Consider the following 24,050-nt stretch of genomic DNA (forward strand, 5'->3'; position numbering starts at 1 on the left):
TTATCTTCTACCACCACCATACGACCATGACAATAATTAAGACAATTAGACCGATAGAAAGATATCGATAGTTAGAATACCAAGGGCATTGTTTTAAATCTTCTGTTTCCTGTTGCCACATTCGTGGTTTCCACACCAAAGCCTCAGTTTCAGGTGAGGGTTCGGGGGTAAACAAGCTAATGACCGTCATCGCTATGCAGCTTAAGACAAATAGTATCCCGCAAGCATAGAGATACTGAATCGAAAATTTGCCTAAAACTTCTACATAAACCCAGGCTATAACTCCCAGAGGAAAACCTACCAATAGAGTAGTTACTGCTGCCTCAGATGTCGCCCTACGCCAAAATAAGCCAAAAAGATAAACGGCAACCACTGGCGGCGTGACATAGGAAAAAATTGACTGTAAATACTGCCACAGGGTAGGAAATCGAGTTACTTGCGGCGCCCATAGTGCTGCCAGCACCATTGCTACTAAAGTAGCAATACGCCCGATTCTGGTTAAGCTCTGACTATCAGTATCAGAGCGCAGCGTCCGCACGAAGTCCATCGTCACCAAAGTCGATACAGAATTTAAAATTGCTTCCAAACTAGAGAGTATAGCGGCAGCAACGGCAGAAAGAATCAAACCTCGTAACCCTACTGGCAGCAAGTCAAAGGTTAAAGTTGGAAAAACTTTATCGGGGTTTTGCAGATCGGGATAGAGAACCGTGGCGATTACGCCAGGCATAATTAAAATAAACAAGTTGGGCAACTTTAATAAGCCAGCAAACAAAGCTCCCTTTCGTCCTGCTGCTAGAGAATCTGCTCCCAAAGCCCGCTGAATTATGTACTGGTTAGTACACCAATAGTAAAAGGCAATAATTAAAACTCCCGTTATCAGCCCAGGCCAGGGCAAGTTGCCATCGCTAGCAGGCTTAACCAGATGCAAGGCTTCGGGAGATACGCGATCGCGGACGCTCTGCCAAGAGTCGAGCTTGAGAAAAGACAAGACTGCAATCGTAGTTCCACCACCGATAATTAAAGCTGCCTGTAGGGCATCGTTTAGCACTACGGCTCCCAAACCACCAAAGGTAATATAAATACCTGCGATCGCTGCAGCCGAAAAAATTGTTACCCACAGAGGAATTGAAGGATACAAAGTCTGAACGATCGTTCCTCCTGCATACAGCGAAGCTGCCGCATCGATAAATATTCCCGTTAATACCAAAAAACTAGAAAATGTCAGCCGCAAGCGCGTTCCATAACGTCGCTGTAAAAATTCTGGAGCGGTAAACATTTCTTCTTTGAGGTACAGCGGCAGTAAAAAAACAATAAAGAAAATTAAGATTACTGCGGGAATCCACTCATAGTTGTAAACACCAATACCATTGTTGTAGCCACTACCAGCAAATGCTACAAACGAACTACCGCTCATGTTCGACACATAAAACGAAAGACCGATAATTGGCCAACTGATGTTTCTGCCACTTAAAAAGTAGCTTTCTGCATCTCCACCCGATTTGGAAGTTTGACGGGCACTATACCAGCCAAAGGCAATGCGGGTTCCCAATAGATAAATTAAAAATACAGCTAAATCTAGGGTAGTTACTGAAAAGTCAGGCATACTGCCTATCCCTAATTATTTTTACTAAGTCAGAAAAGCTCCGTCATTTTATAAATCCGCGTTGTTTGGAATTTTCTCGCAATAAAACTTATGACACAAACATAGTTTGAATCATAGCTTTGCTATTAATGGCGGACGTAGCGGGCTTTCTCTAACCCCTATGTTTAATCTATCTTATTTTGGGATGTTATCTTACAAAACAGCTAAAAATTAAGATATGTAATCGCTCGCAGCTTTTAAAAGCGTAACTGGTTGAAATGAAAACCGCTACATGTTAGTGAAAATTGATTGTTTTGCTGTCAACCAAAAATTTAGCCGTATTAATAACTGACGCAAAATGGTGAATAATCAACTGTTCTAGTTATCGTCTGAAAAAAGAACAATCAGCCTTTTAAACCTTTTCCCCTGTCTTGGTTGCGCTTTTTTTTGCGTATGTCGTCAGGTGGCTCGGCGCACACTGCTATAACTTTCTCAATCCGCGTCCGTCATCTGCCTGGTGAAAGCCCAGGCAGGACGGTGCGCTTTCTTCTGAACTTAACGGATTTATTAGGGCGTAATATTAGTTAATAAGCCAAAGTTGCTAGAGTTTCTTCGAGATAGTGACGTACTTGTACGTCTAAACTTTCGTTTAGCTCGCCTCTAGCCTGCTGCCAGTTCAGAAAACCCGAGCTGCTGGCAATTGCTTTTTTGAGGTTTTGCCAAATTTCGGCATCTTGGGAGTTACTTTGCTTGTGAACGGTTGAACTGGTCATAATATTTTGACTAAATTTTTGCACTCGATTTCCATAAGCATTTTTGGTTTTGCTCTAAAATGATTTATGGCTCTATTTCTAGAATAGCTCAACTTGAAAATTAGTCGGTAACTAGCACTACATTAATTTTAGTTACCCAAAAGTTTAGCTGTTCTGGCTTTGAGTGGGTTCTACTAAAGGCAAAATTTTATTCACCTTAAATCCTGGAACTGTAAAATCTAAAGGGATTTTCTCTATGGAACAGGGTTCGCTATTGAGTAACCGCGATTCCTTGCTCATCAAAACATTAAAAACGCTAATTGGCACTTGAAAAAATAGATTGGCTGCTAAAAAAGCAACTGCTGCGATCGCCAAACCTAACAACCGCCACTGAGGAAACCAAGAGGCAACCCCAATTGCTAACGGTGATAGGCGAAATAGTAGCCAGAGAATAAATAACATCAAGCCAGCGGCGATCGCACTCGCCCAACGATGCCTGGTTGTTTTAAATTGAGTCAAAATTTGCCGCTGTCTAACCGTTAATTGTTCTGGTTTGAGAGAAACTACGGCAATACTAAAAATATCAAACGGTCGCGCTAGCTGCATCCATAATACGGGAAGCGTTCCCATAGCGGCAATTAAAACAAACTCCAGCAAGGAAAACGGCAGTGGTTTGCCAATTTCCAAACCCAGCCAGGTGCACTCCAGGGTAATTGGAAATAAAACAATACCAGCCAGGTGAATCCACAGAAAAGGTTCCGAACGAAAAGTCATTGGCTTATCTAGTATGTGTAGTAAAAAACAAAACCGCAAGCGGTGAGGTAGCTTGCCACCGCTGTCAGTTAAACTTTACTGTCTAGACTTAAGTTGCCAAAGTACGGCGTTTAAAGACCATTTCATAGGCTTCCACAATATCGCCTTCTTGCCAATCGTTAAATTTAGCCGAACCCAAACCGCATTCATATCCTGCGTTAACTTCCTTGGCATCTTCTTTGATACGCCGCAGAGAATCTAAGTTGCCATCATAAACGACTTGCTGACCGCGATGCACTCTAATCCGACAGTTACGGACTATTTTACCAGACTGGACGTAGCATCCCGCTACCGAACCCCTGCCAACTGTAAAGACGGCTCTAACTTCTGCCTGACCGAGATTTTCTTCTACTTCTTCGGGGTCGAGCAGTCCTTCCATCGCCCCTTGAATTTCATCGAGGAGTTTGTAAATGATATTGTATTGACGAATATCCACTCCTTCACGGTCGGCAGCCTGACGAGCACCGCTGGCCAGAGTAGTATTAAAACCGACGATTACCGCACCACTGGCGGCTGCCAGATCGACATCGGTTTCGGTAACTTCTCCTGGAGATGCCAACAAGATCCGAATTTGAACTTCGTTTTGTGGTAGCTGCTGTAAAGAACCGAGAATTGCTTCTACCGAACCCTGTACGTCGGCTTTAACAATCAAATTGAGTTCTTTTAGTTCTCCTTCTTGTGCCTGAGCCGACAGAGTACTAAGGCTAACGCGACGCGAAGACATCGATTGCTGAAGTCTTGAATCTCTTTGTTGGCTGGCGCGGCGATCGGCTACAGTACGAGCTTCTTTTTCACTGGGATAGACATCAAATTCATCACCAGCTTCGGGAACTTCATTCAAACCTAAAATCTCGACGGCAAAAGAAGGTGTTGCTGCTTCTACTTTATTACCCCGATCGTCGATCATGGCGCGAATCTTACCGAGAACCGATCCCGCTACGATGTTGTCTCCCACTCTCAAAGTACCGTTTTGTACTAGCAAGGTAGCTACAGGACCTCTAGTGCGATCTAGATTAGCTTCGATAATCGTACCTTTAGCAGGGCGATCGGGATTTGCCGATAGTTCTTCTATTTCCGAAACCAGCAAGATCATCTCAAGTAACTCATCGAGATTTTCTCCCTTGAGGGCACTGACGGGAACCATCGGAGTAGAGCCGCCCCAATCTTCGGGAACCAACTCAAATTCAGTAAGTTCCTGCATGATGCGATCGGGATTGGCTTCGGGTTTGTCGATTTTGTTAATCGCGACGATTATCGGTACTTCTGCTGCTTTAGCGTGGCTGATTGCCTCTTTAGTTTGTGGCTGTACGCCATCATCGGCAGCTACTACTAAAATAGCGATGTCTGTAACCCTGGTACCTCTGGCACGCATGGCGGTAAAAGCTTCGTGACCAGGAGTGTCGAGAAATACAATTTGCTGCTGGGAGTCTTCGCGATCGAGATCGACGTGATAGGCACCGATATGTTGGGTAATGCCTCCCGCTTCTCCCTGAGCAACTTTGCTCTTTCTTATCGAATCTAGCAAGGTAGTTTTACCATGGTCTACGTGTCCCATAATTGTTACTACGGGAGGACGAAGCTGAAGATTTTCAAGATCGTCTACATCGAGCATTTCGGTTTCTTTAGTTGCTGCCGATCGCTCTTCTGGAGTTTCTACCTCTACTCCTAGTTCTTCTGTTACTAAACGTGCGGTATCTAAATCTAGAGTTTGAGTGATGTTAACCGCAATTCCTTTAAAGAAAAGATTTTTGATAATATCTGTTTCGGGAATATTTAATCGTTCTGATAGATCGCGAATTGTCAAATTGTCTGTTAGAACGATCTTTTCGGGTAACGTCTGAACTTCTTTGCGGGTTTGCTTTTCTACTTTGGAGCTTTTTTCTGCTGTTTTAGGAGTAGGTTTTTTCGGTTTTTTGCTGCTGGTTGCGGCAGTTTTTGGCTGTAAAGCTTCGGGTTTGGGAGGACGCGCCGTCGATATGCTTACAGCAGTGCCGCCGTTATTATTATCGAAGTCAGTATCAAAATCATCATCATCATCATCAATAATTGGCTTAGGTCGGCGTTTGCCTTTACCAAGCTTTGATTTTTTAGAGCTTTCTTCTTCTTCTTCATCAACCCATTCCTGAGTTTTCCTCGGAGGAGTGGGACGCTTAAGTCTGGTTTTTTTGACTTCTGTTTTGTTGATAACTTCGTCTTTATCTGTATCTTCTTCTGGCTCTAAAAGCTCGTTGGGTTCTTCTTCAATATCCGAAGCTGGTTTGTCTACTGTTTTAAGTTTGGGCGGCTTTTGTAGTTTTGGTAGATCGGGAGGAGAAGCAGTTTTTTTGTCCTTTGCTGGTTTGGCCTCTTTTGCTGGTGCTGGTGCTGGTGCTGGTGCTTCAACATCATCCGCTTTATCCGCTCTAACTGGCTTGGACGGCGGACGTACGGATGTTTCTTTAGCAGCTTTAGCTTGTCGTCTAGAAGGCGGCTCTACTAATTTCGGTGGCTTGGCTGCCGCTACTCGTTTCTCGTTTTTATTAGTAGTATCTGTAGTATCTTGGGTTACGGTTTCGCTTTTAGATGGTTCTTTTAATTGAGGAGGTTTGTTTGGAGTGGCAGGCTCTACTCGCTCTCGATCTGACCTATTATCTTTTAATGGTCTTGGCGGTGCTACTAACTTGGGAGGAGATGCTAACTGAGGCGATCCCGACTCGTTCTTGGGTGTTTGAGGAGCAGAGTCAGAAGCAGGTTGTTTGTGATGAACTGCCAAAACCTGTTGTTTGCGTTTTACTTTGGGCTTGTTAAGTTTATTTTCTTTGGCTTTACTATTGTTGTTGCCATTATTGCCATTGGTTTTTGCGGCAGAAGTATATCTTACTGCCACGCTTTTAACTCTGTCTGCTTGTGCTGACGTGATCGTACTGCTATGGCTCTTGACTGCAATATTAAGCTGTTCGCAAATATCTTTAATATCTTTGTTGTCCAAATTTAATTCTTTTGATAGTTCGTATATTCTTATTTTGCCGTTGTTCATCCACTAATGCCCCAAATTGGTTTGCGCTGTTGATTGTTTACATCATTTGTTCTTTCCTGCTTTTTGTTTGGCTGCTAGCATTTAATTTTTGCTTGAGAAAGTTGACGCTTTCTTACCAAAAATGTCGATTTTTTGTTTAGCAATTCCCTACATTATCTATTTTAGGAAAAAATACGGTGGTGTTTGAAAAATTTTGAGTTTAAATTTCAAAAAATTACTTAAAATTACCGATTTACTATTGTTGAATTTTATTTTTGTTAAAGCTGGCGGGATACCATACTACCACATTCATTTTAGATGCCTGGCAAGTTGCCGTCAGATTTTAAATTTTTAGACTCTTGGCTCGATACGCGATCTAGCAGTCGTTCCTGCAAATTTTGAGAGCTGGATTGAGAAACTTTGGTACGGAGCGATCGCGCCAAACGCTGTTTGCTAAAGGCTTGGCGGATACAAGTTTTTTGAGGACAAATATAAGCCGAGCGTCCCATGCCCCGATCTAATTGAACTGCGTAGCTAGGATGTACTCTGACCACTCTTATTAGAGTTTCTTTTGGTGCTAGTTGCCGACAGCTAATACAGCACCGATAGTTGGGTTTCATCAATTATCGCTATAGTATTCGGGGCGATCGCTAAACGCTAGTTTCTTCGGTTTCGGTAAATTCCTCTACTGGTTCGGGTTCTATTTCTGGTTCTTCTTCCGCTACTGAGGCTGCTTCTGCCTCGTATTTTGCCAGATCTTTAATATCAATTTTCCAGCCTGTAAGACGAGCCGCCAAGCGTACGTTTTGACCTTCTTTACCAATTGCCAAACTCAACTGATCTTCGGCAACCAATACTAAAGACTGTTTTTCTTCGGTATCTGCTAGAATTACTCGATCTACTCTGGCAGGACTTAGAGAATTAGCAATATAAGTAGCGGGATCGGGAGACCAGCGAATCACGTCGATTTTTTCGCCGCGCAATTCATTAACTACTGCCTGAATGCGCGAACCTCTGGCACCGATACAGGCACCTACAGGATCTACATCTCGCTCTAAAGTATCTACCGCTATTTTAGTTCTTACTCCCACATGGCGTGAAGGGGGGTTAGCCTCCCTGGCTACGGCAACAATCCGCACGATTTCTTCTTCAATTTCTGGAACTTCATTGCTAAACAGTTCTACAACTAAACCTGCTGCGGCTCGCGAGACGATTAGCTGCGGTCCTCGTGAAGGAGTATCGCGTACTTTCTTTAAATAAACTTTAAAAGTTACATTAGAGCGATAAGTATCGTTGGGTAACTGCTCGCGTTTGGGAAGTTCTGCTTCGACTTCTGGCTGCCCCAAACCGCTGCTGACGGCAACAATTGCCGATTGTCTTTCAAAGCGAACTACTCTAGCCTGTAAAACCGTTTCTTCTAAATCTTTAAATTCTTCTTGAATTAATAATCTTTGGCGATCGCGCAGTTTTTGTAACAGTACCTGTTTGGTTTGTATCGCCGCCATACGTCCAAAATCTTTTTGTTCTGGAGTTACATCTACTACTACCGAATCTCCTACCTGAATATCGAGATCGTCTACTTGATCTTGTACTTCTTTGAGGGCAATTTCGCGATCGCGGTCTTCTTCGGCAATCTCTTCTTTATCGACAATAACTTTGGTAGTTAAAATTTGAAATCCTTCTTCATCTATATCGAGTTGAACGTTGAAATTTTCAAAATACTCATCCTCGAATTCGCTATGGCGGTTTTTGGAACGACGAAAACGCTCGTAGCCTTTTAATAAAGCTTCTCTAAGTGCTTCTTGAACCGCAGATTCTGGTAAATTATAACTTTGACTGATTTCTTCAATTGTGTTTTTTAGTCCAGGTAAACTAACTATAGTCATAAAATTGAACTCCTATATAAATAATTGAGTTAATTGCAGCGATCGCTTGTACGTAGTCACAAAGCAGATAAATCCAGCAGCGATTGGCGCAAGTACGGGAGGAAGCATCGCCCTCTTCAATAGCTGTTCTAACAATGCTTTTAAAACATTCGGTGCTTGTTGCGAGGCTACTACCGCAGACAGACTATCTGTCAGGTTTTATGAGCGCGATTGCGAAGCTATGACTTAGGCTTATCGCGCTTATGTCGATCTCACCACAAAATACGATAGACGATCGATAAGTCTCGGTCTGATGTTAAATGGCTTTACTTTTAAAAAGTTTATTTAGCCACTTACACTAATCTAAATACGCTAAGGACTTTGGCTCTGCTATTCGAGCTTCATCATAAGGTAAAATCGAGCTATAAAGCGATTCTTTACTTTGGTGTTAGCACTGCAATAATTTTTAACGCCCCACTATGTTAACTATCGTCTTGTAACCGTACTGTAGCAACTAAATCGCGAGGTATGGCAACTGCTTTGCCTTTCTGGTTGAGATAAATTGCCTCGTCATCCCTACCCTGAAGATTGCCCTGCCACTGTTTGTGCTGTTTGTAAGGAGCAAAAGTTTTTACCGTTACGGTAAATCCTTTAAAGGCAATAAATTCTCTGTCTGTAGTTAGAGTACGAGAAATTCCGGGGCTGGAAATTTCTAAAACATAAGAACCAGGAATAATCTCTGCTGCATCTAATTCAGCCTCTAAAGCTTTACTCATTTGTTCGCAGTTTTCTAAACTAGTATCTTCAGTAAGATTGCGAACATCTACTCTTAAAACTGGTGGGGTTTTGTTAGTTTGAAAAACGGCATCGACTAGCTCGAGATTTAAACTTTTGGCTACAGGAGTTGCTATTTCAATAATTTGAGCAATGACAGGATAAGTCACGGTTTATTATTGGTAAGGATCGGTCGTTATTTTTAGCCAAGCTATTATTTACTTGAAAGGTTATTCGAGCAATAAAAAAAGCGGGTGTTTCCCACTGTCGCTTTGCTAATAGTGCCTTCACAGGTAGAGAAATTTGAATGGAGGCAAACTTCTCATATTTGTTTATGTTACCAATAAATGTCTTTAGTTGCTAAAAGAAATCGGAAACTGCCTGATATAAAAAATTGGCGAGGCTGTTATAGCCACCTGCCAAGACTAATCAGGCAAAACTAGAAAAGCCACTGTTTGGTGGTATATCTTGCCAGCGTCCATTTCCCACTGCCTGCAATGCCTCTTTAAGATCGAGATCGCCTGTATAAATAGCACGACCGACGATCGCTCCTTCGATACCAAGAGGTTCTAAAGCGAGAAGACTGAGTAAGTCACTTAGAGAACTAACTCCACCAGAAGCAATAACGGGAATATCGATCGCTTCAGCTAATACTCTTAAAGCTGGTAAATTGGGACCAGAAAGAGTACCATCTCGCTGAATATCAGTATAAATAATTGCTGCTACTCCCTGTTTTGCCATGCGCTGCGCTAGTTCGGTTGCTTCTGTTTCGGAAGTTTCCAACCAACCTTTAGTTGCAACTCTACCGTTGCGGGCATCGATCCCGACTAATATTTGCTGGGGAAATTCTCGGCATAATTCCGTGACTAAATCGGGCTGTTCTACAGCTATAGTACCTAAAATGGTGCGTTCTACTCCCAGATCCAGCAACCGAGCAACAGAGGTGCGATCGCGCAATCCTCCTCCTACTTGAATGGGAATAGAAACCTCACGAACAATTGCTTTTATAGCTGTTAAGTTAACCGATTTTCCCTGTTTTGCTCCGTCAAGATCGACTACGTGAATTCTAGTTGCTCCCTGTTGTTCCCAACTACGAGCGACTTCAGCTGGGCGATCGCTAAATTGGGAGGCGCGAGCGTAGTCTCCTTGATACAAACGAACGCATTTGCCATCTAATAAATCGATTGCTGGGATTACTTCCATAAACTGTAATAAAAAATAAAGATTAAAAATTGATTATAGATCGCCTGGGCGATCGCACTGGAGTTGCTGTCAGCAAGCAAAAAAGTAAAATTTGTGCGTTTTATAGCGGTTCTCATATTAGACAAAGTACAAATCTGCACCAAGGACAAATTCTCTAAAGCCTAATAAGAGCGAGATGTATCTCACCCAATTCAGAAGTGCTAATAGATTGGAAATTCTTGACTGCTCGCTAGAAACTAATAGAAGATGTTCTTAATAATTATCACCAAGTTACCTAAAACAGACGACTCTGACAATTCTTAATATAAATAGGGAATAAAATTTTTTTGTTTTGTTTGGCAACATTGTAGTTTTTATAAATCAAAAAAATACTATATCAATAATTGTTAACTTGTGTATCGATTCACTCAATATATGTCTATTGAAAGACGATGTTTTTTACTTCAATGTCTTACGGTAAAAATACAGCTAGTAAATAGATCTTATAATTAATCTATTTTATTAGATAAATATTAGACAAAACTTTAATTACCGCTTATGAAATATAGAACCACAATAGCATCATCTCTAATCAGTTCTGGAATAACAACGCTTTTTCTTAAAGTACTTCCTGGGGATTCACTTTGGTGGGGAATTGGATTATTAATTGTTGGTATTTCCGTACTTTTTGTTAAAAAAAGTGACGAAGTTTCTTTGCCTTCAAAATAATTAAAATTAAAAAGGAAGATAAAAATTATAAAAGGTATCTTCCTTATGACATAAATTGCCAAGCGCAAAAATACAGTTAAAATATTTTTGCCGAAGAAATAATCAGATCGAGTTAAAAATAACTTATATTTTACAATTGCTAAAAAAACAATCAAATATGTTTTGTTTTCGCCGTGTTTTACAAATAGTAAAATGTTTGCCAGTAAAATAAAAAATTAGTGTTTTTAAACTGATAAATGCAGCAACAGCTGAAAAACATATTGGGTAATCCTTGGGCAAATCAATTTATTTTAGTTGGTTATGTTGCCAAAGGAATTTTGTATTTTCTCATTGGCGTATTAGCAATTCGAGCCGCATTCATGACTGGCAAAGAAGCAGTAGGAACATACAACACACTTGTTACTCTTGGACAACAGCCTTGGGGGGGAGTGTTTCTTTGTTTTTTGGGAGTAGGTTTGATGGGTTACGTACTGCGGCGTTTTCTTCAAGCAGTACTAGATCCTGGATATTCTGATTCTTCTAATTTAAAGCGAATTTTGCATCGATTGGGCTATATTATGAGCGGTTTTAGTTATGCGGGTATTGCCTATTCGGCACTTGATGTATACCTGGAGCTAGGAGAACAAGACGACAAAATTGAAGATGTAGTAAAAGAGCTATTTATGCAGCCTTTCGGTAAATGGTTAGTTTTTTTAGGTGGAATATTTGTAGTTGGTATTGGACTTTCGTATATGTATGGAGCATATACGGGTTCCTACATTAGCGATTTTCGCTCTCGCGAGCTTTGGGATAGTTTTGAAGAATGGGCGATCGCTACAGGAAAAGTAGGTGTAGCTTCTAGAGGTGTGGCTTTTGTTTTGACTGGTAGCTTTTTAATTCAAGCCGTAGTGTGGACGGACATCGACTTAGCAGGAGGACTAGAAAATGCTTTCCAAATTGTATCATTGCAGCCTTTGGGATGGCTGTGGCTGGGGCTAATAGGGATGGGTTTTGTCGCTTATGGTTTGTATCTGTTCGTGTCCGTAAGATATCGACGTTTTATTTTAAGATAAATAAAATCGACAAGCTAACTAGGTGTCATGACCCAATTAAAGGATGCTGTAGTTGTCCTCACTGGTGCAGCAGGAGGGTTTGGTAGAGAATTTACTCGACAATTGTTACAAGCAGGTAGCCGTTTGATTCTTACCGATATTGATGAAAAGCTGTTGCGCGATCGCATTACTGAAATACGCCAAGAAATAGCTTCAGGTGAAATTATTGCTTATTGGAATATCGATCTTGCCAGTAGTGCAGGATGTGAGACTCTTTACACTCGCATCAAGTCATTAAATCTACCAGTCGATATTTTAATCAACAATGCTGGGCTCGGTCTGTTTGGGCGTATGGATGAAGTGCCAGTAGCCAAATGGGAGCGTTTGATGGAAATAAATCTAATCTCTCCAATGCGCTTGAGTTCGCTGTTTATTGCCGATGCGATCGCTCGCCGACAGGGACATATTGTTAATATTTCTTCGATGGCGGGGTGGGTTGCTCCTGCGGGCATGGCTCACTACAGCACTAGTAAATTTGGCTTGCGAGGCTTTAGCGAAGGATTGTATAACGAAGTCAAAGCTTATAATGTAAAAGTCACGGCAGTGTATCCTTTTTTTAGCCGTACTCCTATCTTACAGTCGGAAGGATATGGCACTTTAGCTGGGAATAAAGAAATTAACGATCGCCTGATAAGCGATCCTGCCAGGGTGATAAAAAATACCATTAGAGCGATCGAGAAAGACAGACTTCACGTATTCCCCGATAGGATAGGAAAGAGTATTCACCTTCTCAAACAATATTTTCCGTCATTATTGGACTGGTTGGGCGCTCGCGGTACGAGAAATAAATAAATGAGTAATAACCACAAACAATTAGTTATTGGTGCTGGCTTTGTCGGCTTAGGGATAGCGCAAGCTTTAAAAGAAGCAGGTATACCTTACGATTGGGTGGATGCCAGCGACAACATTGGAGGCAATTGGTATCACGGAGTTTACGAAACTGCCCATATTATCTCCTCTCGTAAGGTAACAGAGTTTACTCATTTTCCCATGTCCAAAGATTATCCCGATTTTCCTAGCGCGCAACAGATGTGGGATTATCTTAATATGTTTGCCGAACACTTCGATCTCAAATCACAAATCGAACTCAACCGTACTGTCAGCTACGTTAGACCGATTGAAAATAACCTCTGGGAAGTAACTTTTGCTAATGGCGAACGGCGCATCTACAAAGGTGTAATTATGTGTAACGGTCATCACTGGTGCAGGCGGTTTCCCAAGTTTGAGGGTGAGTTTGCAGGGGAAATTATTCATTCTAAAGACTACAAAAAACCCGAACAACTGCGCGGTAAGCGAGTTTTGGTCATCGGTGGTGGTAATTCTGCCTGCGATATTGCCTCTGAAGCGGCGCGAGTAGCAGATAAAAGCGTATTGAGTCTTAGAAACTCAGTTTGGTTTTTGCCTAAATCTTTCGCAGGAGTTCCTTTAGTCAATATTATTCAGGGTTGGATGCCAGAATGGTTTCAGCGTTGGTTAGCTTACAGCATTATTCGCCTTACCTTTGGCAAACACGAACGCTACGGATTGCCCAAACCCAACTATCGGATTTTTGAAAAACATCCTACTTTAAACAACGAAGTTCCCTACTATATTCAACACGGACGCATTATTCCCAAGCCTGCCGTAAATAAGCTTGATGGTCGATGGGTGGAATTTTGCGATCGCACTCGCGAAGAATTTGACTTAATCGTTTGCGCTACTGGCTATTATGTAGCATATCCTTTTTTACCACCAGAACTTCAGCGAGTAAAAGGCGCAACGGTGCAGTGTTATGGCGGTTCGTTTTTAGCTGACTATAAGGGTTTGTCTTACATTGGGTGGGGACAAGTGCGCGGGGGAGTCGGTTCGATAATGTCGGCTTACGCACCAATTTTTGCTCGTTTACTCAAATTACAGAACGAAATAAATATTCCCCTTGGTTTAGTATTCAGAGAAATGGGTCAGTCTCTACCAAAAACCCACCTCAGCGATCCCCATCAAACCTTTAGGCAATTAAAATTTCTCAACTTATTTTTTGGTTTCTTGGTTAAAAAAGCGCGTCAGATTGATAAGCGATATCCCGAACATCAAAATCAGCCGCTTCCTTATCCACAAAATCGAGAAGATAAAATGTTAATCACTATAAAGTAAGTCAAAATTATTAACATAAAATAGCTAAAAATCTATTATGGGTCACAACATTATCGGTCGATGAGAAATTAATAGAAATGCCAAATAACTTATCCAAAGATGCACCACCTAGTTTGTTTCAACATCACATCTCTGGTACGGGTTTTCCAGAGATGCAAATTTCAGAAAGAAAAGAAGAATAAATTTTGTCATTTATTTAGTTTATATTAGGAAGAAAAGAATTTTTTATATCATGAAATTTTTATCTAATAAATAGAATCGTTCTCATGAGATACCTAGTTGGGATAGTTCTTTTATTTATCAGTAGTTGCAGTTACTTTGCCGATACGCAAAATTTCGACGCATTTTATCCTTATGAATTGATAATAGAGTCTGATAAATCTGAGTATACTGTCAATGAAAATATTCTTTTGACGGCTAGCGTGATACCAGACGAACCTGATGTTATTCACGTTTACGAAGATCGGACAAAATCATTCAGACTGTCTCTACGTGCTATGTCTGATGGTGATATTGACTTCAGCGATAATGATTTTTATGGACTTCTTAGAAAATCTACAAGTGAAGATCGAATAGATGTAATTGAAATTTCTCCTTCTAATCCGTATCGTTTAACCATAGATGGTCGCATTCTTCAAAATGATAAAGATAGCATCGTATTTGACTTTGACGAGTTTGGTACTTTTGTTAAACCTTATAACGGTGAATTTTTGATATGGGGTTACTGGCTCCCTATTAACCACGATCCAGTAGATTCTCTTGAGGATTTTACAAAGTCGGTTAGTATCTCTGTTGAGTATCCTAAATAAATCCAAACCCATACATTTCAAGCTAAAAAAACGAAACTTAACACGATACTAAATTATTGGCGATCGCTCTTAATAAAAATATTACATGAGACTTCTAGATTAACTTTTTATAATTCTTAGATATCATTAATAATCTAAATACAAACCAAATTTATATTTACAACATCGATCTACCCAGTCAAAAAATATTTCTAGCCAATCATTATCGAAAAAACTTTCTTTAAATTCTTCAAAATTTAGATAATACCTATCTTCGTAATAATCTACTTTCCAACCATCATTTATTTTAGAATCCCAAGCCCTAGTTAATTCAATAACATCCTTGAGATAATTGAATGTTTGGCGGTATGTGGAATCAAAATTATCGATTTTGTCTGAAATTGGCTGTTGTGGGTCTACACGAATTTGAATACATTCTACTTGAGGAAGTTCTAATATTTTTTGTCTTATTGTTTGCAATTCTGAATTTTTCTGCCAATTATTATTTTTGTCTAAAGAAGCAATTGCAGTACTTTGTAAAATATTTAAGTGACAGATAAAAGTATTTAAAGTTTCATATAAATAGATTTCTTGAAGATATTCATCATGTTGATTATTTTTAACTTCTGCAATCCAAGTTTGCCATTTATCTAATTGTTTTTCTAATTTTTCTAGTAAATAAGTTCGGCAATCTAAAACTCGCCATAGAGGAGGGAAAATAGCCCATCTGGTAATTGGATATACTCGCATACAAGAATGCAAATCGGAAATATCTTCTGCACATCCTTTTTCTTCGTTCCATTCTGGAAATTCTAAAAGACTTTTTAATTCTTTAGAAGCTTTTATATAAGGCTGGAGATGGATTTTTTCTAACAAACTATACAAATTTTTATCTTTGTCAAAATTAGAACTCCATCCCCAGAGAGATTGAAAACTTATAGCTTGGCGTTCGATTAATTTTTTAACTAAGGATATGTCTGTATTGTCTTTTAATTTAAATCTGAACCAATCAATACCCATAAGATAATTTTGGAATATATCGTAACTGATAAAAATTAATTTTAATTGTCAATTGTCCATTGTCAATCAAACTGTTACTCCTTCTAATTCATCTTCGGTAGACTGATACAACTCCCTCAACTTCTCTAACTTTTCTTCATCGGCATTCCACAAACCCCGTCCGTGTGCTTCAAGCGATCGCGCTACAATATTTCTAAACGCTTCAGGATTGGCATCTCGTAATTTTTGCGCCATCTCAGCATCTAAAGCATAGGTATCTACTGCTTGGTCGTATACCCAATTATCTTTAAAATTAGCCGTACCACCCCAACCAATTAAAGCCGTCATCCGTTGCGAGATTTCATACGCGCCACCGCTGCCTTGGTCTGACATGGCTTTTGCCCATTTAGGATTGAGTAACTTAGTACGGTACTCCATGCGTAACAGGTCTTTTAACTTGCGGGGAGTAGTATCTTTAGAAAAGCTTTCCACAAAAGAAGCCTCTACTTGCTTGCCGCTTTGTTTTTCCGCCGCCAGCTTTAAACCGCCAGTATTGCCATAGTATTCTTGGATGTCGGTTAAGCCATATTCTACTGAGTCAATTTCTTGGACGATGCGATCGCTGGTTTCTAATAACTGAGATAATATTTCTGGTCTGGCTTGTCCTTTGTCTTTGCGTCCGTAGCTAAAGACGTTGCGGTTTTTCCAGGTGTCTGCCAGTTCGTCACCAGATTCCCAATTGCTATCTACTACCTTATCGTTTACCAAAGAACCAAAATCACCAGCAGGGTTAGAAAACATTCTCGCACTAGCATTATCTACCCCTTTCGCCTGTAAAGCTAAATAGTGTTTGCGAATATAGTTATCAGCTTCGGATTCTTCGGCTTCTGCTGCCCGTTGAAACAAGTCGTCTAACAGTTCGATAATATTGACAAAGGTATCGCGGAAGATACCAGACAGGTTAGCTAAAACATCAATACGAGGATGTTCCAATTCTTCTACAGATATCAACTCGTAACGCACAATTCTTCCCGTACCTTCTTTTACGGGTTCTGCACCTACAAGTTCTAATAGAATACCTAAAGACTCACCTTTAGTTTTAATCGAATCTAAACCCCACAGCATTACCGCTACAGTTTCGGGATAGTTTCCTGTTTCTTCCAGGTTTTGGGCAATAATCTTTTCAGCTATTTCCTTACCGCGTTCGTAAGCCGCAGGGGAAGGCATCCGATAAGGATCTAAAGCGTGTATGTTTCTACCCGTAGGTAATACGCCACTGCCGTCTCTAAGCAAGTCTCCACCAGGCGCGGGGGGTATATATTCTCCATTTAAACCCCGTAGCAAATTGGTTAACTCATCGGTATTTTGTGCCAACAAATCTCTAATTTTTATTGCTTCTTCATTGGGCGAAAGCCTTTCGCTCCTACTTTGTGTATCTGTATCATGACGCGAGGTAATATCGCCAATTTCATTTTGCGATAATTCTTTATCGAAATAAGCCTCTAAATATGACTTTAACTGTTCTTCATTGGGTGCATTTCCTAAAACGTGCAAGCCAGAAGAAAATAAACGCTGTTCTAATACCTGCAAGTATTCGTAAACTTGGAGAAAATATTTATTAATTATCGTCTTACTAAACAATTTCGCATTCTCGACAGTAAAACTAATTCCTTGTTTCGATCCTTCTTCAAACTTGCAGTCCTTTTCTATACCAGCATCGACAATTTTTTGACAGATAGCTTCTCGTAAAGCCTGATTTTTTTCAGGATCTTCACGATATTCAGCAATTAATTCTCTTAGTGCCATCAATTCTTTATACAAACCCGCACGTCCGTAGGGCGGTACGTTGTGAGAAACTAAGACACCATAACCCCGACGTTTTGCCAAAATTGATTCTGAAGGATTATTAGCAGCATAGATATATAAGTTAGGTAAATTGCCTAACAAAATATCAGACCAAGAATAGCCAGTATTACCCAGAGGCGAACCAGGAAGCCATTCTACAGTACCGTGCATTCCAAAGTGAACTATTGCGTCGGCTTGATATTCGTGTTGCAGCCACTTGTAAAAAGCTGCATACTGCGGATGGGGGGTTAAATCTTTCTCAAACATCAACCGCATAGGATCGCCTGCAATTCCTAATGGTGGTTGTACTCCTATCCACACATTACCCAATTGAATACCGCCAATTTGAAAATCATCGCCGTAGGTTTTAATTCCCGTACCCGTTAGTGACTGCCATTGCCGTTCGATTTTGGTAGTTTGTAGATAACCCAACCATTTTTCTAAAGTGCGAACGTTAACTGAGGTTATGTCGCTTTTGTTATCAAAAGAAGCCATAGCTTCATCCGCTTCTTTTACTTTTTGAATTATCTCCTCGCCATCTTCGGGTAGTTCTCCGACTTCATAACCCTGTGTTTTTAAAGCCTGAAGAAATTTTAATAAACTCTGTGGCACATTTAATAATGCGGCAGTACCAGTTGCGCCATAACCAGGAGGGAAGCCATATAAAATAACGGCAATTTTTCTTTCTGAAGTGGGTTTGTGTCGCAACTCAATCCAGTTTTTAACTCTGCTGGTGAGGCGTTGTAAACGTTCGGGTACGAGATAGATATCCTCTCCTACTAAACCACCTAAAGGTACGGTATCGATCGCGCCATCTAATTCGGGTAGAGAATATAAAACTACACTCTGCAAACCGCCTATTCCCTGTCGCGTCCAAGAGTAGATATCTTGAATTAATAAAGGTGCAGCGACGATATAAGGAACGTTCTTAGCCGTTAGAATGCGCTTAGCTACTTCTACCTGTCTCCCTGCTTCCATCGAACCCGCAGGACCTCCAACTAATGGAAAACCAATGGTAGAAACAACTGCATCGACTTTTACCGCATCATCTTTTAGAGATAAAATTTCTTTATTACCCTGCTGTCTTTGTTCTTGTTCGTAGTCAGTAGTCAGCCAGTCTCGAACCGCAACATGACCTTCTACGCCATTAATAAATATTGGCAGGGGAATCAAACCTGCGGTTTCAAAATGTTTAATTAATTGCGGAATATATGGTTGTTTGGTAATTACGTGTTTGCGATACAGCAGAATACCAACAACGGGTTTCTGTAGGGGCTGTTCGCGAACAGCCCCTACTACAGGAATCGTCCTGACATTGTTTTGATACCAATTTGAATAATTTTGTGGCGACGTAAAATAACCCTGATATTTGGGATGCAATAAACCCATGTTGGGGGTTTCTATCGCTGGTGGAATATCACCAACGGTCAAACCCAAATATTTCTCCGCCAGCGTCCAACACATAGCCGCGACGTTTTCAGTTCCCCCCGCATTCCAGTAACCGTAAATAATCAACCAGTTACGCAAGTCTCGGACTTTTTTGCCAGGAACGTATTTTAATAATTTGGGTCCCGTTTTTAGAAAACTTAAATAGCCAGCCAGCTTATCTTCTTCCCTGCTGTTGCCAAACTTACTTAGGATAAATTTAACGGGTTTGGGCATTCCTTTTGGTTTATCGCCGATCGCAAATTTACCCAACTTTGTCAGACTAATTAATTCTATCGCCGACTCAAAAACTAGTCTGATAGGAATATCTTTAACTCTTTCTTTTAACCAAACAACTTGGTCGTAGTCGAAGAGCAAACTGGCAAAAAACACATCGGCAGACTGTAGCGCAGTTTCTACTTTATCGGAAGAAGTAGCAATGTCGCGATCGCTGAAAAAGATTACCTCCAACCCTTCACATCGCACCGTCGCCATCTCCGCCGCCTGACGATAGAGGTTGCCATTAAAAGATTCAAATCCCGCGATCGCCACAATCCGTTTCATAGTCCAGATTCTTAAAGTTTCTTTATATATTCCTACTTATGATTTTAAGAAAATTTTAGAGTAAAGGTGATGATTGTAAGGTGGAGTGAGATTGGGAGCAAGCGATCGCTTATTCAGGAATTTCTACTGTAATTAGAGCTTTCTATTAAGAACTAGCTTTAAATCCCATTGATAAAAGAATAAATGCCAAAATCAAAAATATTACCCTAATCCAGTTATACAAATCCCATTTGCTTCTGGTTTGCTCCCAATCTAGCGGTAATTCAGTAATATCCCATTCTTTTACTCGATTGTTCAGAGGAACTGGAAAAATCAGACTATAGAGAATTACGATTGCCCAAATTGAGGCAGTAGCAAACAACCAAGGAAATACGGATTTAAAATAGAACCAAGCGATTGCACTAACTAAAGTATGTAAACCTGTTGTCATGCCCATCCAAAAAGGCATTACTCTACCGTAAAGTTTGGCAAAATGTTGTATCGTTGGTAGATTTGAACGATGATTATCAGCAGATAGCGACGGATGTATAAATGTAGATACGGCAAACTCATTACCTGTAAGAAGAGCAGAGTTTAAAAGTAGGACTAAAAGTACTAGCTGCATCTATACTTATGTAGTTAAAAATTATACGACAATTTTATCGGAAGCGAGCGAATCAAGTAAAAGATGTTCGTATATTTATATTAAGTGCAAAAGTAAAAAAATGAAATATAAAGGATATGAAGCCGTAATTGAATATGATGAAGTCGATCGCCTGTTTTTTGGCGGAGTAATTAATACTAGAAATGTTATTTCTTTTGATGGTAAAACAGTAGATGAATTATAACCGTCTTTTGAAGCAGTAATTGAGGAATATCTAGAAGATTGCAAGCGAGAAGAAAAAGAACCCGATCGAGCATTTTCTGGTCAATTTAATCTGCGAAATTCTCCTGAGTTACATCGGAAAATTAGTATTGAAGCAAAAAAACAAAATTTCAGTCTCAATAGTTTTGTCGAACAAGCATTAAATAGAACAGTGTGAGTAGCTTCTAGTTACGATCGCTGACAAGGATAACTTTTAAACAATCGAATTGAAGCCAAGAAACTAAAAAAAGGCTTTGATAGTTTTGCCTTAGTTTTTTACTAGTTTAATGCTAAATATTATCAATAAGCAGCTATTGGCAGCGTAGTTATATCGTTTCTTTAAATGTTGAATACAGATTGAGAAGTTGAATACAGATTGAGAAATTTTCCACTGCTCCCCAATCCTTTACAGTCAATCAATAGCTTTATTTTAGGTAATTAATATTAGATCTTGATAACAAAAACCAAAAAATAATTCAGTAAAATTACCGAACAAACCTTTATAATTATTTACAAATTTCTCGAACTAACAGTGGTTATTGTTGTTAAATTTCGATGTCGAGACTCGACCAAATACTGCAATCGGCTCTGCCGCTGCGCTTCGGGCAATCGCCTATTAAACCTATAAGTGTTGCTAAAGTTTATGAATATTAAGCCATTATTGACAGACTCAGATCGAGGTAAGATTCAGCAAAGCGACCTACTTGCTGAATTTATTCAAGATCGTGAAAGTGAGTTGGTTTTAGACCTGGTAAAAGAAATTCGTGCCGCCGTTTCAGAACAAGATTTTTATTCAGTTAGCGTCAGAACGGTCTATCGGGTTTTAAAATGCGATCGCGTGGTAGTTTATAGTTTAGAAAAGGACTCTCACGAAAAGATAATAGCCGAAGCCGTAAATCCTAGATTTACTCGCACGTTAGGTACGGTTATCGAAGATCCCTGCTTTGAAAATAGATACATTAATAAATACCAACAGGGAAGAATTACAACCATTACCAACATCTATGAAGCGGGAATGAGCCGATGCTATGTGGAAAACCTGGAAAAAATTGAGGTTAAGGCTAATTTAGTAGTTCCTATATGCGATGCTGAAGGCTTATTATACGGATTATTGATAGCACATCAATGTTCGGATTTTCGACAATGGAAACAGTCAGAAATCGATTTTGCGCTGCAAATTGCTAGTTGGACTGCCGAAAGACTTTTAGAGTGGAAAAAACAACAGCAGCTAAGCTCGAAGCTGGAAAAAGCTGCTCGGTGGCAAGAACAGATGACCGAACTGGTTAGAAAGCTTCACCAGCAAGAAAAAGTTGCCTCAGTTTTACAGTTTGCAGTAGAAAAAGCTAAAGAAACGTTAGAATGCGATCGCGTCGTTATTTATGGTCTTCAAGAAGAAAACATCGGTAAAATTGTTGCCGAAGCTAAAATTTCTCCCTTGGCTCCAATTTTAAATAGCGTTATTAAAGATCCTTGTTTTGAATATCGATACATCGACAAATACAAACATGGTCGAGTTTCGGCAATCTCTAATATTTTTGAAGCAGGGATGAGTAAATGTTACGTAGAAAATTTGGATAAAATTGCCGTAAAATCTACTTTAGTCGTTCCTGTAAATTGGGATGATGGAGAAGTATATGGTTTGCTGGTCGCTCATCAGTGTTTTAAATTTCGAGAGTGGCAAACTGAAGAAATTGAGTGGTTAAAACAGGTTGGTTTTCATACAGGTTTATCTCTATCTAAGGTTAAATTAAACGAACGCATTGATGATAATCAGTCCAATATAGCCTCTATAGAACTAGCTAGAGATACTATAACTATTTCTAAATCTAATATCGAGCAAATTAGAGAACCAGTGAGAGATGCTTCGCAGCTATTGATTGAAGCTAATAATTTAAACAAATTACTAATTAGAGAATTTAATTCAATTATTGAAAGTATTTCACCTCAATCTAGAAAGCAAACTAAGTTTATTCAAATCTTACTTAAAAAACTGTCGGCAAATTTAATCGAACTCAAAAAAGCTCATATTGCCTTGCATAAAAACAGCAACAGCATTAATGAACTTTTAGAAACTGCGGCTCGGGACTTATATGCTAAAGAGTCAAAAAAACTTTGAAAGAAGCCGTAAGCTCTAAGCTTAATTAAAAGTAGTCAGTGAAATCAGAAAGATTAATTTTTACATAATTTTTCTCCTTTCACTGCTTTCACCAATTTCTGAATAAACTACTCGCTTGCTGGAGAAGTTTTAGCTATTTCTGGTGCGGTAATTCCCTCACCCTGAAAACCAAAATACCACAGGGAAGCTGCTGCTTCAGCACGAGTTACGGGTTTTTTGGGTTGAAATAAAGTAGTGTAACCAAAAGCGCGACCCACATTAGAGCGATCGCCGTTTTGAAAATCGGCAAATAAAGCTTTTAAAGCAGTAGGGTCGATATCGGTAGCATCTTGAAAGCCCCAACTTTCTTTAATTGCTTCAATATCTGCCTGTGGTAGAGCTTTGCGGGTATCTAGAGGTACCTTCCAAGTAACTAAATCCTCTCTTTTTAAAGGAGCGTTTGGTTGAAACAAGAGTTTACTGCTGTCTTGAGTAAGCATTGAAGGAATTAAACCAGCTTCTGCCAATCCCTGAATCGCGCCAAAACTCGGACTGTTGCTATTTACATCATTAAAAGCTGGCTGTTCGGGGTCTTTAGCTTCGTAAATTTTTTTATTTGGAGAATCTTGATAATACTTATTGTTAGCTGCAATTAACCAGCGTGCATACTCACTACGGGTTATGGGTTTATTAGGAGCAAATTTATCTGTGGCGACATTTTCTTCTTGAATGTAAGGAGTCAGAATTCCTAATTTCGCTACGTCGCCTACATATTGTTGAAGTTGTTCGGGAACTTCAGCCAGATCGCTAAACTCTGCTGTTGTGGAAATTTTTGCAGTAGGACTATTTGCTACATTTTGTGGCTTGGTGTTGACTGAATTTTGGGTATTTTTAATTTCTTCTTCGACAGCCGTATTTGCAGGAGCAAACAAATTATCCTCTGGTGTCTTTTCTGGTTGCGGTTTGCTTGCAGAATTTAAATTAGTCTCTGGTTCGCTAGGTTGATAGGCAATAGTCAACTCGGTTTTATCGCCATTGGCTTCTGCATCCGAACTCAACTGTTCTAAAGAAATAGCAATCTCTAAATTGTCTTTACTGGCTATTGCTTCAGAAGTTTCAATATTAGCAGCGAGATTGAATGGTTGAATAATTTCCCAACCATCGCTCTTTAGTCGTTCTTGATAGTTAGAAGCGATGCGAGCGATTGGATCTGGCGATCGCCAGATTCCTCTCCCTGTCTCGTCAGTTAATCCCGATTCTATATTTTGCAACTCGGCTGGGCTATAGAGAGGAATCAAATTGGGAAATTGTGATAGGTCGGTCGCCTCACTTCCCGACAATTTTGAATTCAAAGAATTGCCGTTATCTTCAGCTTGTAAATTAGAAGTTGGAGTTGTAGTTTGGTTTTTGCTTAGTTGAGGATCGGCACTAACTAAATTTTCAATTGCGCTACCGTTGCCACAGCTAGCTAGCAAAGCTAACAATAACGTCGATATAGCCTGAAACGCAACTGTTTTATAAGGTCTAATGTGTAACAAGATCGCTCGTCAAAAAGTTTTGTATTCTTTAATTTTACC

19 protein-coding genes are annotated in these 24,050 nt (G+C 39.9%); 7 read left to right on the top strand and 12 right to left on the bottom strand.

The genetic code is table 11. From position 1 onward, the window contains the following. Nucleotides 1-7 precede the first annotated feature (7 nt). The 8 genes from KV40_RS26505 to hisA all read right to left on the bottom strand — a co-directional run bounded on the left by KV40_RS26505 (nt 8) and on the right by hisA (nt 9,984). Nucleotides 8-1,603: a sodium:solute symporter gene (locus KV40_RS26505; protein ID WP_036487571.1), complete on the bottom strand. Its 1,596-nt coding sequence runs from the start codon at nt 1,601-1,603 to the stop codon at nt 8-10. Between the two features lie 563 nt (nt 1,604-2,166). Next, nucleotides 2,167-2,355 (bottom strand): hypothetical protein, encoded by a 189-nt coding sequence (locus KV40_RS26510; protein WP_036487573.1) that lies wholly within the window; start codon nt 2,353-2,355, stop codon nt 2,167-2,169. A gap of 144 nt (nt 2,356-2,499) precedes the next feature. Next, entirely contained in the window at nt 2,500-3,108 is a 609-nt protein-coding gene (locus KV40_RS26515; protein WP_036487575.1) for a low-complexity tail membrane protein, read from the bottom strand. A gap of 88 nt (nt 3,109-3,196) precedes the next feature. Then, nucleotides 3,197-6,163, bottom strand: coding sequence for a translation initiation factor IF-2 (gene infB, locus KV40_RS26520; RefSeq protein WP_036487576.1), 2,967 nt, complete (start codon nt 6,161-6,163; stop codon nt 3,197-3,199). A 293-nt stretch (nt 6,164-6,456) separates the two neighbouring features. After that, nucleotides 6,457-6,762, bottom strand: a complete 306-nt coding sequence (locus KV40_RS26525; protein ID WP_036487578.1) for a YlxR family protein — start codon at nt 6,760-6,762, stop codon at nt 6,457-6,459. 30 nt (nt 6,763-6,792) lie between these two features. After that, nucleotides 6,793-8,028 (bottom strand): transcription termination factor NusA, encoded by a 1,236-nt coding sequence (gene nusA / locus KV40_RS26530; protein WP_036487580.1) that lies wholly within the window; start codon nt 8,026-8,028, stop codon nt 6,793-6,795. Nucleotides 8,029-8,489: 461 nt separating this feature from the next. Beyond that, nucleotides 8,490-8,951 carry a ribosome maturation factor RimP gene (gene rimP, locus KV40_RS26535; protein ID WP_036487582.1) on the bottom strand — a complete coding sequence of 154 codons (462 nt, stop codon included), beginning with the start codon at nt 8,949-8,951 and terminating at the stop codon, nt 8,490-8,492. 259 nt (nt 8,952-9,210) lie between these two features. Further along, a complete protein-coding gene (hisA, locus tag KV40_RS26540; RefSeq protein ID WP_036487584.1) occupies nt 9,211-9,984 on the bottom strand; it encodes a 1-(5-phosphoribosyl)-5-[(5-phosphoribosylamino)methylideneamino]imidazole-4-carboxamide isomerase in 774 nt (257 codons plus the stop codon). A 944-nt stretch (nt 9,985-10,928) separates the two neighbouring features. On the opposite strand from hisA, the gene KV40_RS26550 reads away from it, so the two are divergent. From KV40_RS26550 to KV40_RS26565, 4 genes are all read left to right on the top strand, one after another. Next, entirely contained in the window at nt 10,929-11,744 is an 816-nt protein-coding gene (locus KV40_RS26550; RefSeq protein ID WP_036487587.1) for a DUF1206 domain-containing protein, read from the top strand. A 27-nt stretch (nt 11,745-11,771) separates the two neighbouring features. Continuing rightward, complete coding sequence (locus tag KV40_RS26555; RefSeq protein ID WP_036487589.1) at nt 11,772-12,575, top strand: SDR family oxidoreductase; 804 nt, start codon at nt 11,772-11,774, stop codon at nt 12,573-12,575. After that, nucleotides 12,576-13,913 (top strand): NAD(P)/FAD-dependent oxidoreductase, encoded by a 1,338-nt coding sequence (locus KV40_RS26560; protein ID WP_036487591.1) that lies wholly within the window; start codon nt 12,576-12,578, stop codon nt 13,911-13,913. It begins immediately after the preceding gene. A gap of 266 nt (nt 13,914-14,179) precedes the next feature. Further along, entirely contained in the window at nt 14,180-14,722 is a 543-nt protein-coding gene (locus KV40_RS26565) for a hypothetical protein (RefSeq protein ID WP_036487593.1), read from the top strand. Nucleotides 14,723-14,848: 126 nt separating this feature from the next. Here the strand turns inward: KV40_RS26565 and KV40_RS26570 are convergent, their stop codons facing one another. The 3 genes from KV40_RS26570 to KV40_RS26580 all read right to left on the bottom strand — a co-directional run bounded on the left by KV40_RS26570 (nt 14,849) and on the right by KV40_RS26580 (nt 20,138). After that, nucleotides 14,849-15,721, bottom strand: coding sequence for a hypothetical protein (locus tag KV40_RS26570; RefSeq protein WP_036487595.1), 873 nt, complete (start codon nt 15,719-15,721; stop codon nt 14,849-14,851). Between the two features lie 66 nt (nt 15,722-15,787). Continuing rightward, on the bottom strand, nt 15,788-19,534 hold the full coding sequence (gene bchH, locus KV40_RS26575; RefSeq protein WP_036487597.1) for a magnesium chelatase subunit H: 3,747 nt from the start codon (nt 19,532-19,534) through the stop codon (nt 15,788-15,790). A 145-nt stretch (nt 19,535-19,679) separates the two neighbouring features. Continuing rightward, nucleotides 19,680-20,138 (bottom strand): DUF1772 domain-containing protein, encoded by a 459-nt coding sequence (locus tag KV40_RS26580; RefSeq protein ID WP_036487599.1) that lies wholly within the window; start codon nt 20,136-20,138, stop codon nt 19,680-19,682. Nucleotides 20,139-20,238: 100 nt separating this feature from the next. Here KV40_RS26580 and KV40_RS37055 point away from each other — a divergent pair, with 100 nt between their 5' ends. The 3 genes from KV40_RS37055 to KV40_RS26590 all read left to right on the top strand — a co-directional run bounded on the left by KV40_RS37055 (nt 20,239) and on the right by KV40_RS26590 (nt 22,494). Then, nucleotides 20,239-20,361 (top strand): hypothetical protein, encoded by a 123-nt coding sequence (locus tag KV40_RS37055; protein WP_256381173.1) that lies wholly within the window; start codon nt 20,239-20,241, stop codon nt 20,359-20,361. An 18-nt stretch (nt 20,362-20,379) separates the two neighbouring features. Then, nucleotides 20,380-20,556, top strand: coding sequence for a type II toxin-antitoxin system HicB family antitoxin (locus KV40_RS37485; protein ID WP_216595737.1), 177 nt, complete (start codon nt 20,380-20,382; stop codon nt 20,554-20,556). 465 nt (nt 20,557-21,021) lie between these two features. After that, nucleotides 21,022-22,494, top strand: a complete 1,473-nt coding sequence (locus tag KV40_RS26590) for a GAF domain-containing protein (protein WP_052055991.1) — start codon at nt 21,022-21,024, stop codon at nt 22,492-22,494. 107 nt (nt 22,495-22,601) lie between these two features. On the opposite strand, the gene KV40_RS26595 is transcribed toward KV40_RS26590, so the two are convergent. After that, a complete protein-coding gene (locus KV40_RS26595; protein WP_081942951.1) occupies nt 22,602-24,011 on the bottom strand; it encodes an S-layer homology domain-containing protein in 1,410 nt (469 codons plus the stop codon). Nucleotides 24,012-24,050: the final 39 nt, after the last annotated feature.

It is taken from the genome of Myxosarcina sp. GI1 (assembly GCF_000756305.1).
Lineage (GTDB): Bacteria > Cyanobacteriota > Cyanobacteriia > Cyanobacteriales > Xenococcaceae > Myxosarcina.

Excerpts from the sequence above, each read along its gene's own strand:
- KV40_RS26570 (WP_036487595.1), bottom strand. The coding sequence starts at position 15,721 with ATGGGTATTGATTGGTTCAGATTTAAATTAAAAGACAATACAGACATA.
- KV40_RS37055 (WP_256381173.1), top strand. The coding sequence starts at position 20,239 with ATGAAATATAAAGGATATGAAGCCGTAATTGAATATGATGAAGTCGAT.
- KV40_RS26565 (WP_036487593.1), top strand. The coding sequence starts at position 14,180 with ATGAGATACCTAGTTGGGATAGTTCTTTTATTTATCAGTAGTTGCAGT.
- KV40_RS26505 (WP_036487571.1), bottom strand. The coding sequence starts at position 1,603 with ATGCCTGACTTTTCAGTAACTACCCTAGATTTAGCTGTATTTTTAATT.
- infB (WP_036487576.1), bottom strand. The coding sequence starts at position 6,163 with ATGAACAACGGCAAAATAAGAATATACGAACTATCAAAAGAATTAAAT.
- KV40_RS26515 (WP_036487575.1), bottom strand. The coding sequence starts at position 3,108 with ATGACTTTTCGTTCGGAACCTTTTCTGTGGATTCACCTGGCTGGTATT.
- bchH (WP_036487597.1), bottom strand. The coding sequence starts at position 19,534 with ATGAAACGGATTGTGGCGATCGCGGGATTTGAATCTTTTAATGGCAAC.
- KV40_RS26555 (WP_036487589.1), top strand. The coding sequence starts at position 11,772 with ATGACCCAATTAAAGGATGCTGTAGTTGTCCTCACTGGTGCAGCAGGA.
- KV40_RS26590 (WP_052055991.1), top strand. The coding sequence starts at position 21,022 with ATGAATATTAAGCCATTATTGACAGACTCAGATCGAGGTAAGATTCAG.
- KV40_RS26550 (WP_036487587.1), top strand. The coding sequence starts at position 10,929 with ATGCAGCAACAGCTGAAAAACATATTGGGTAATCCTTGGGCAAATCAA.
- KV40_RS26525 (WP_036487578.1), bottom strand. The coding sequence starts at position 6,762 with ATGAAACCCAACTATCGGTGCTGTATTAGCTGTCGGCAACTAGCACCA.
- nusA (WP_036487580.1), bottom strand. The coding sequence starts at position 8,028 with ATGACTATAGTTAGTTTACCTGGACTAAAAAACACAATTGAAGAAATC.
- KV40_RS26510 (WP_036487573.1), bottom strand. The coding sequence starts at position 2,355 with ATGACCAGTTCAACCGTTCACAAGCAAAGTAACTCCCAAGATGCCGAA.
- hisA (WP_036487584.1), bottom strand. The coding sequence starts at position 9,984 with ATGGAAGTAATCCCAGCAATCGATTTATTAGATGGCAAATGCGTTCGT.
- KV40_RS26560 (WP_036487591.1), top strand. The coding sequence starts at position 12,576 with ATGAGTAATAACCACAAACAATTAGTTATTGGTGCTGGCTTTGTCGGC.
- KV40_RS26580 (WP_036487599.1), bottom strand. The coding sequence starts at position 20,138 with ATGCAGCTAGTACTTTTAGTCCTACTTTTAAACTCTGCTCTTCTTACA.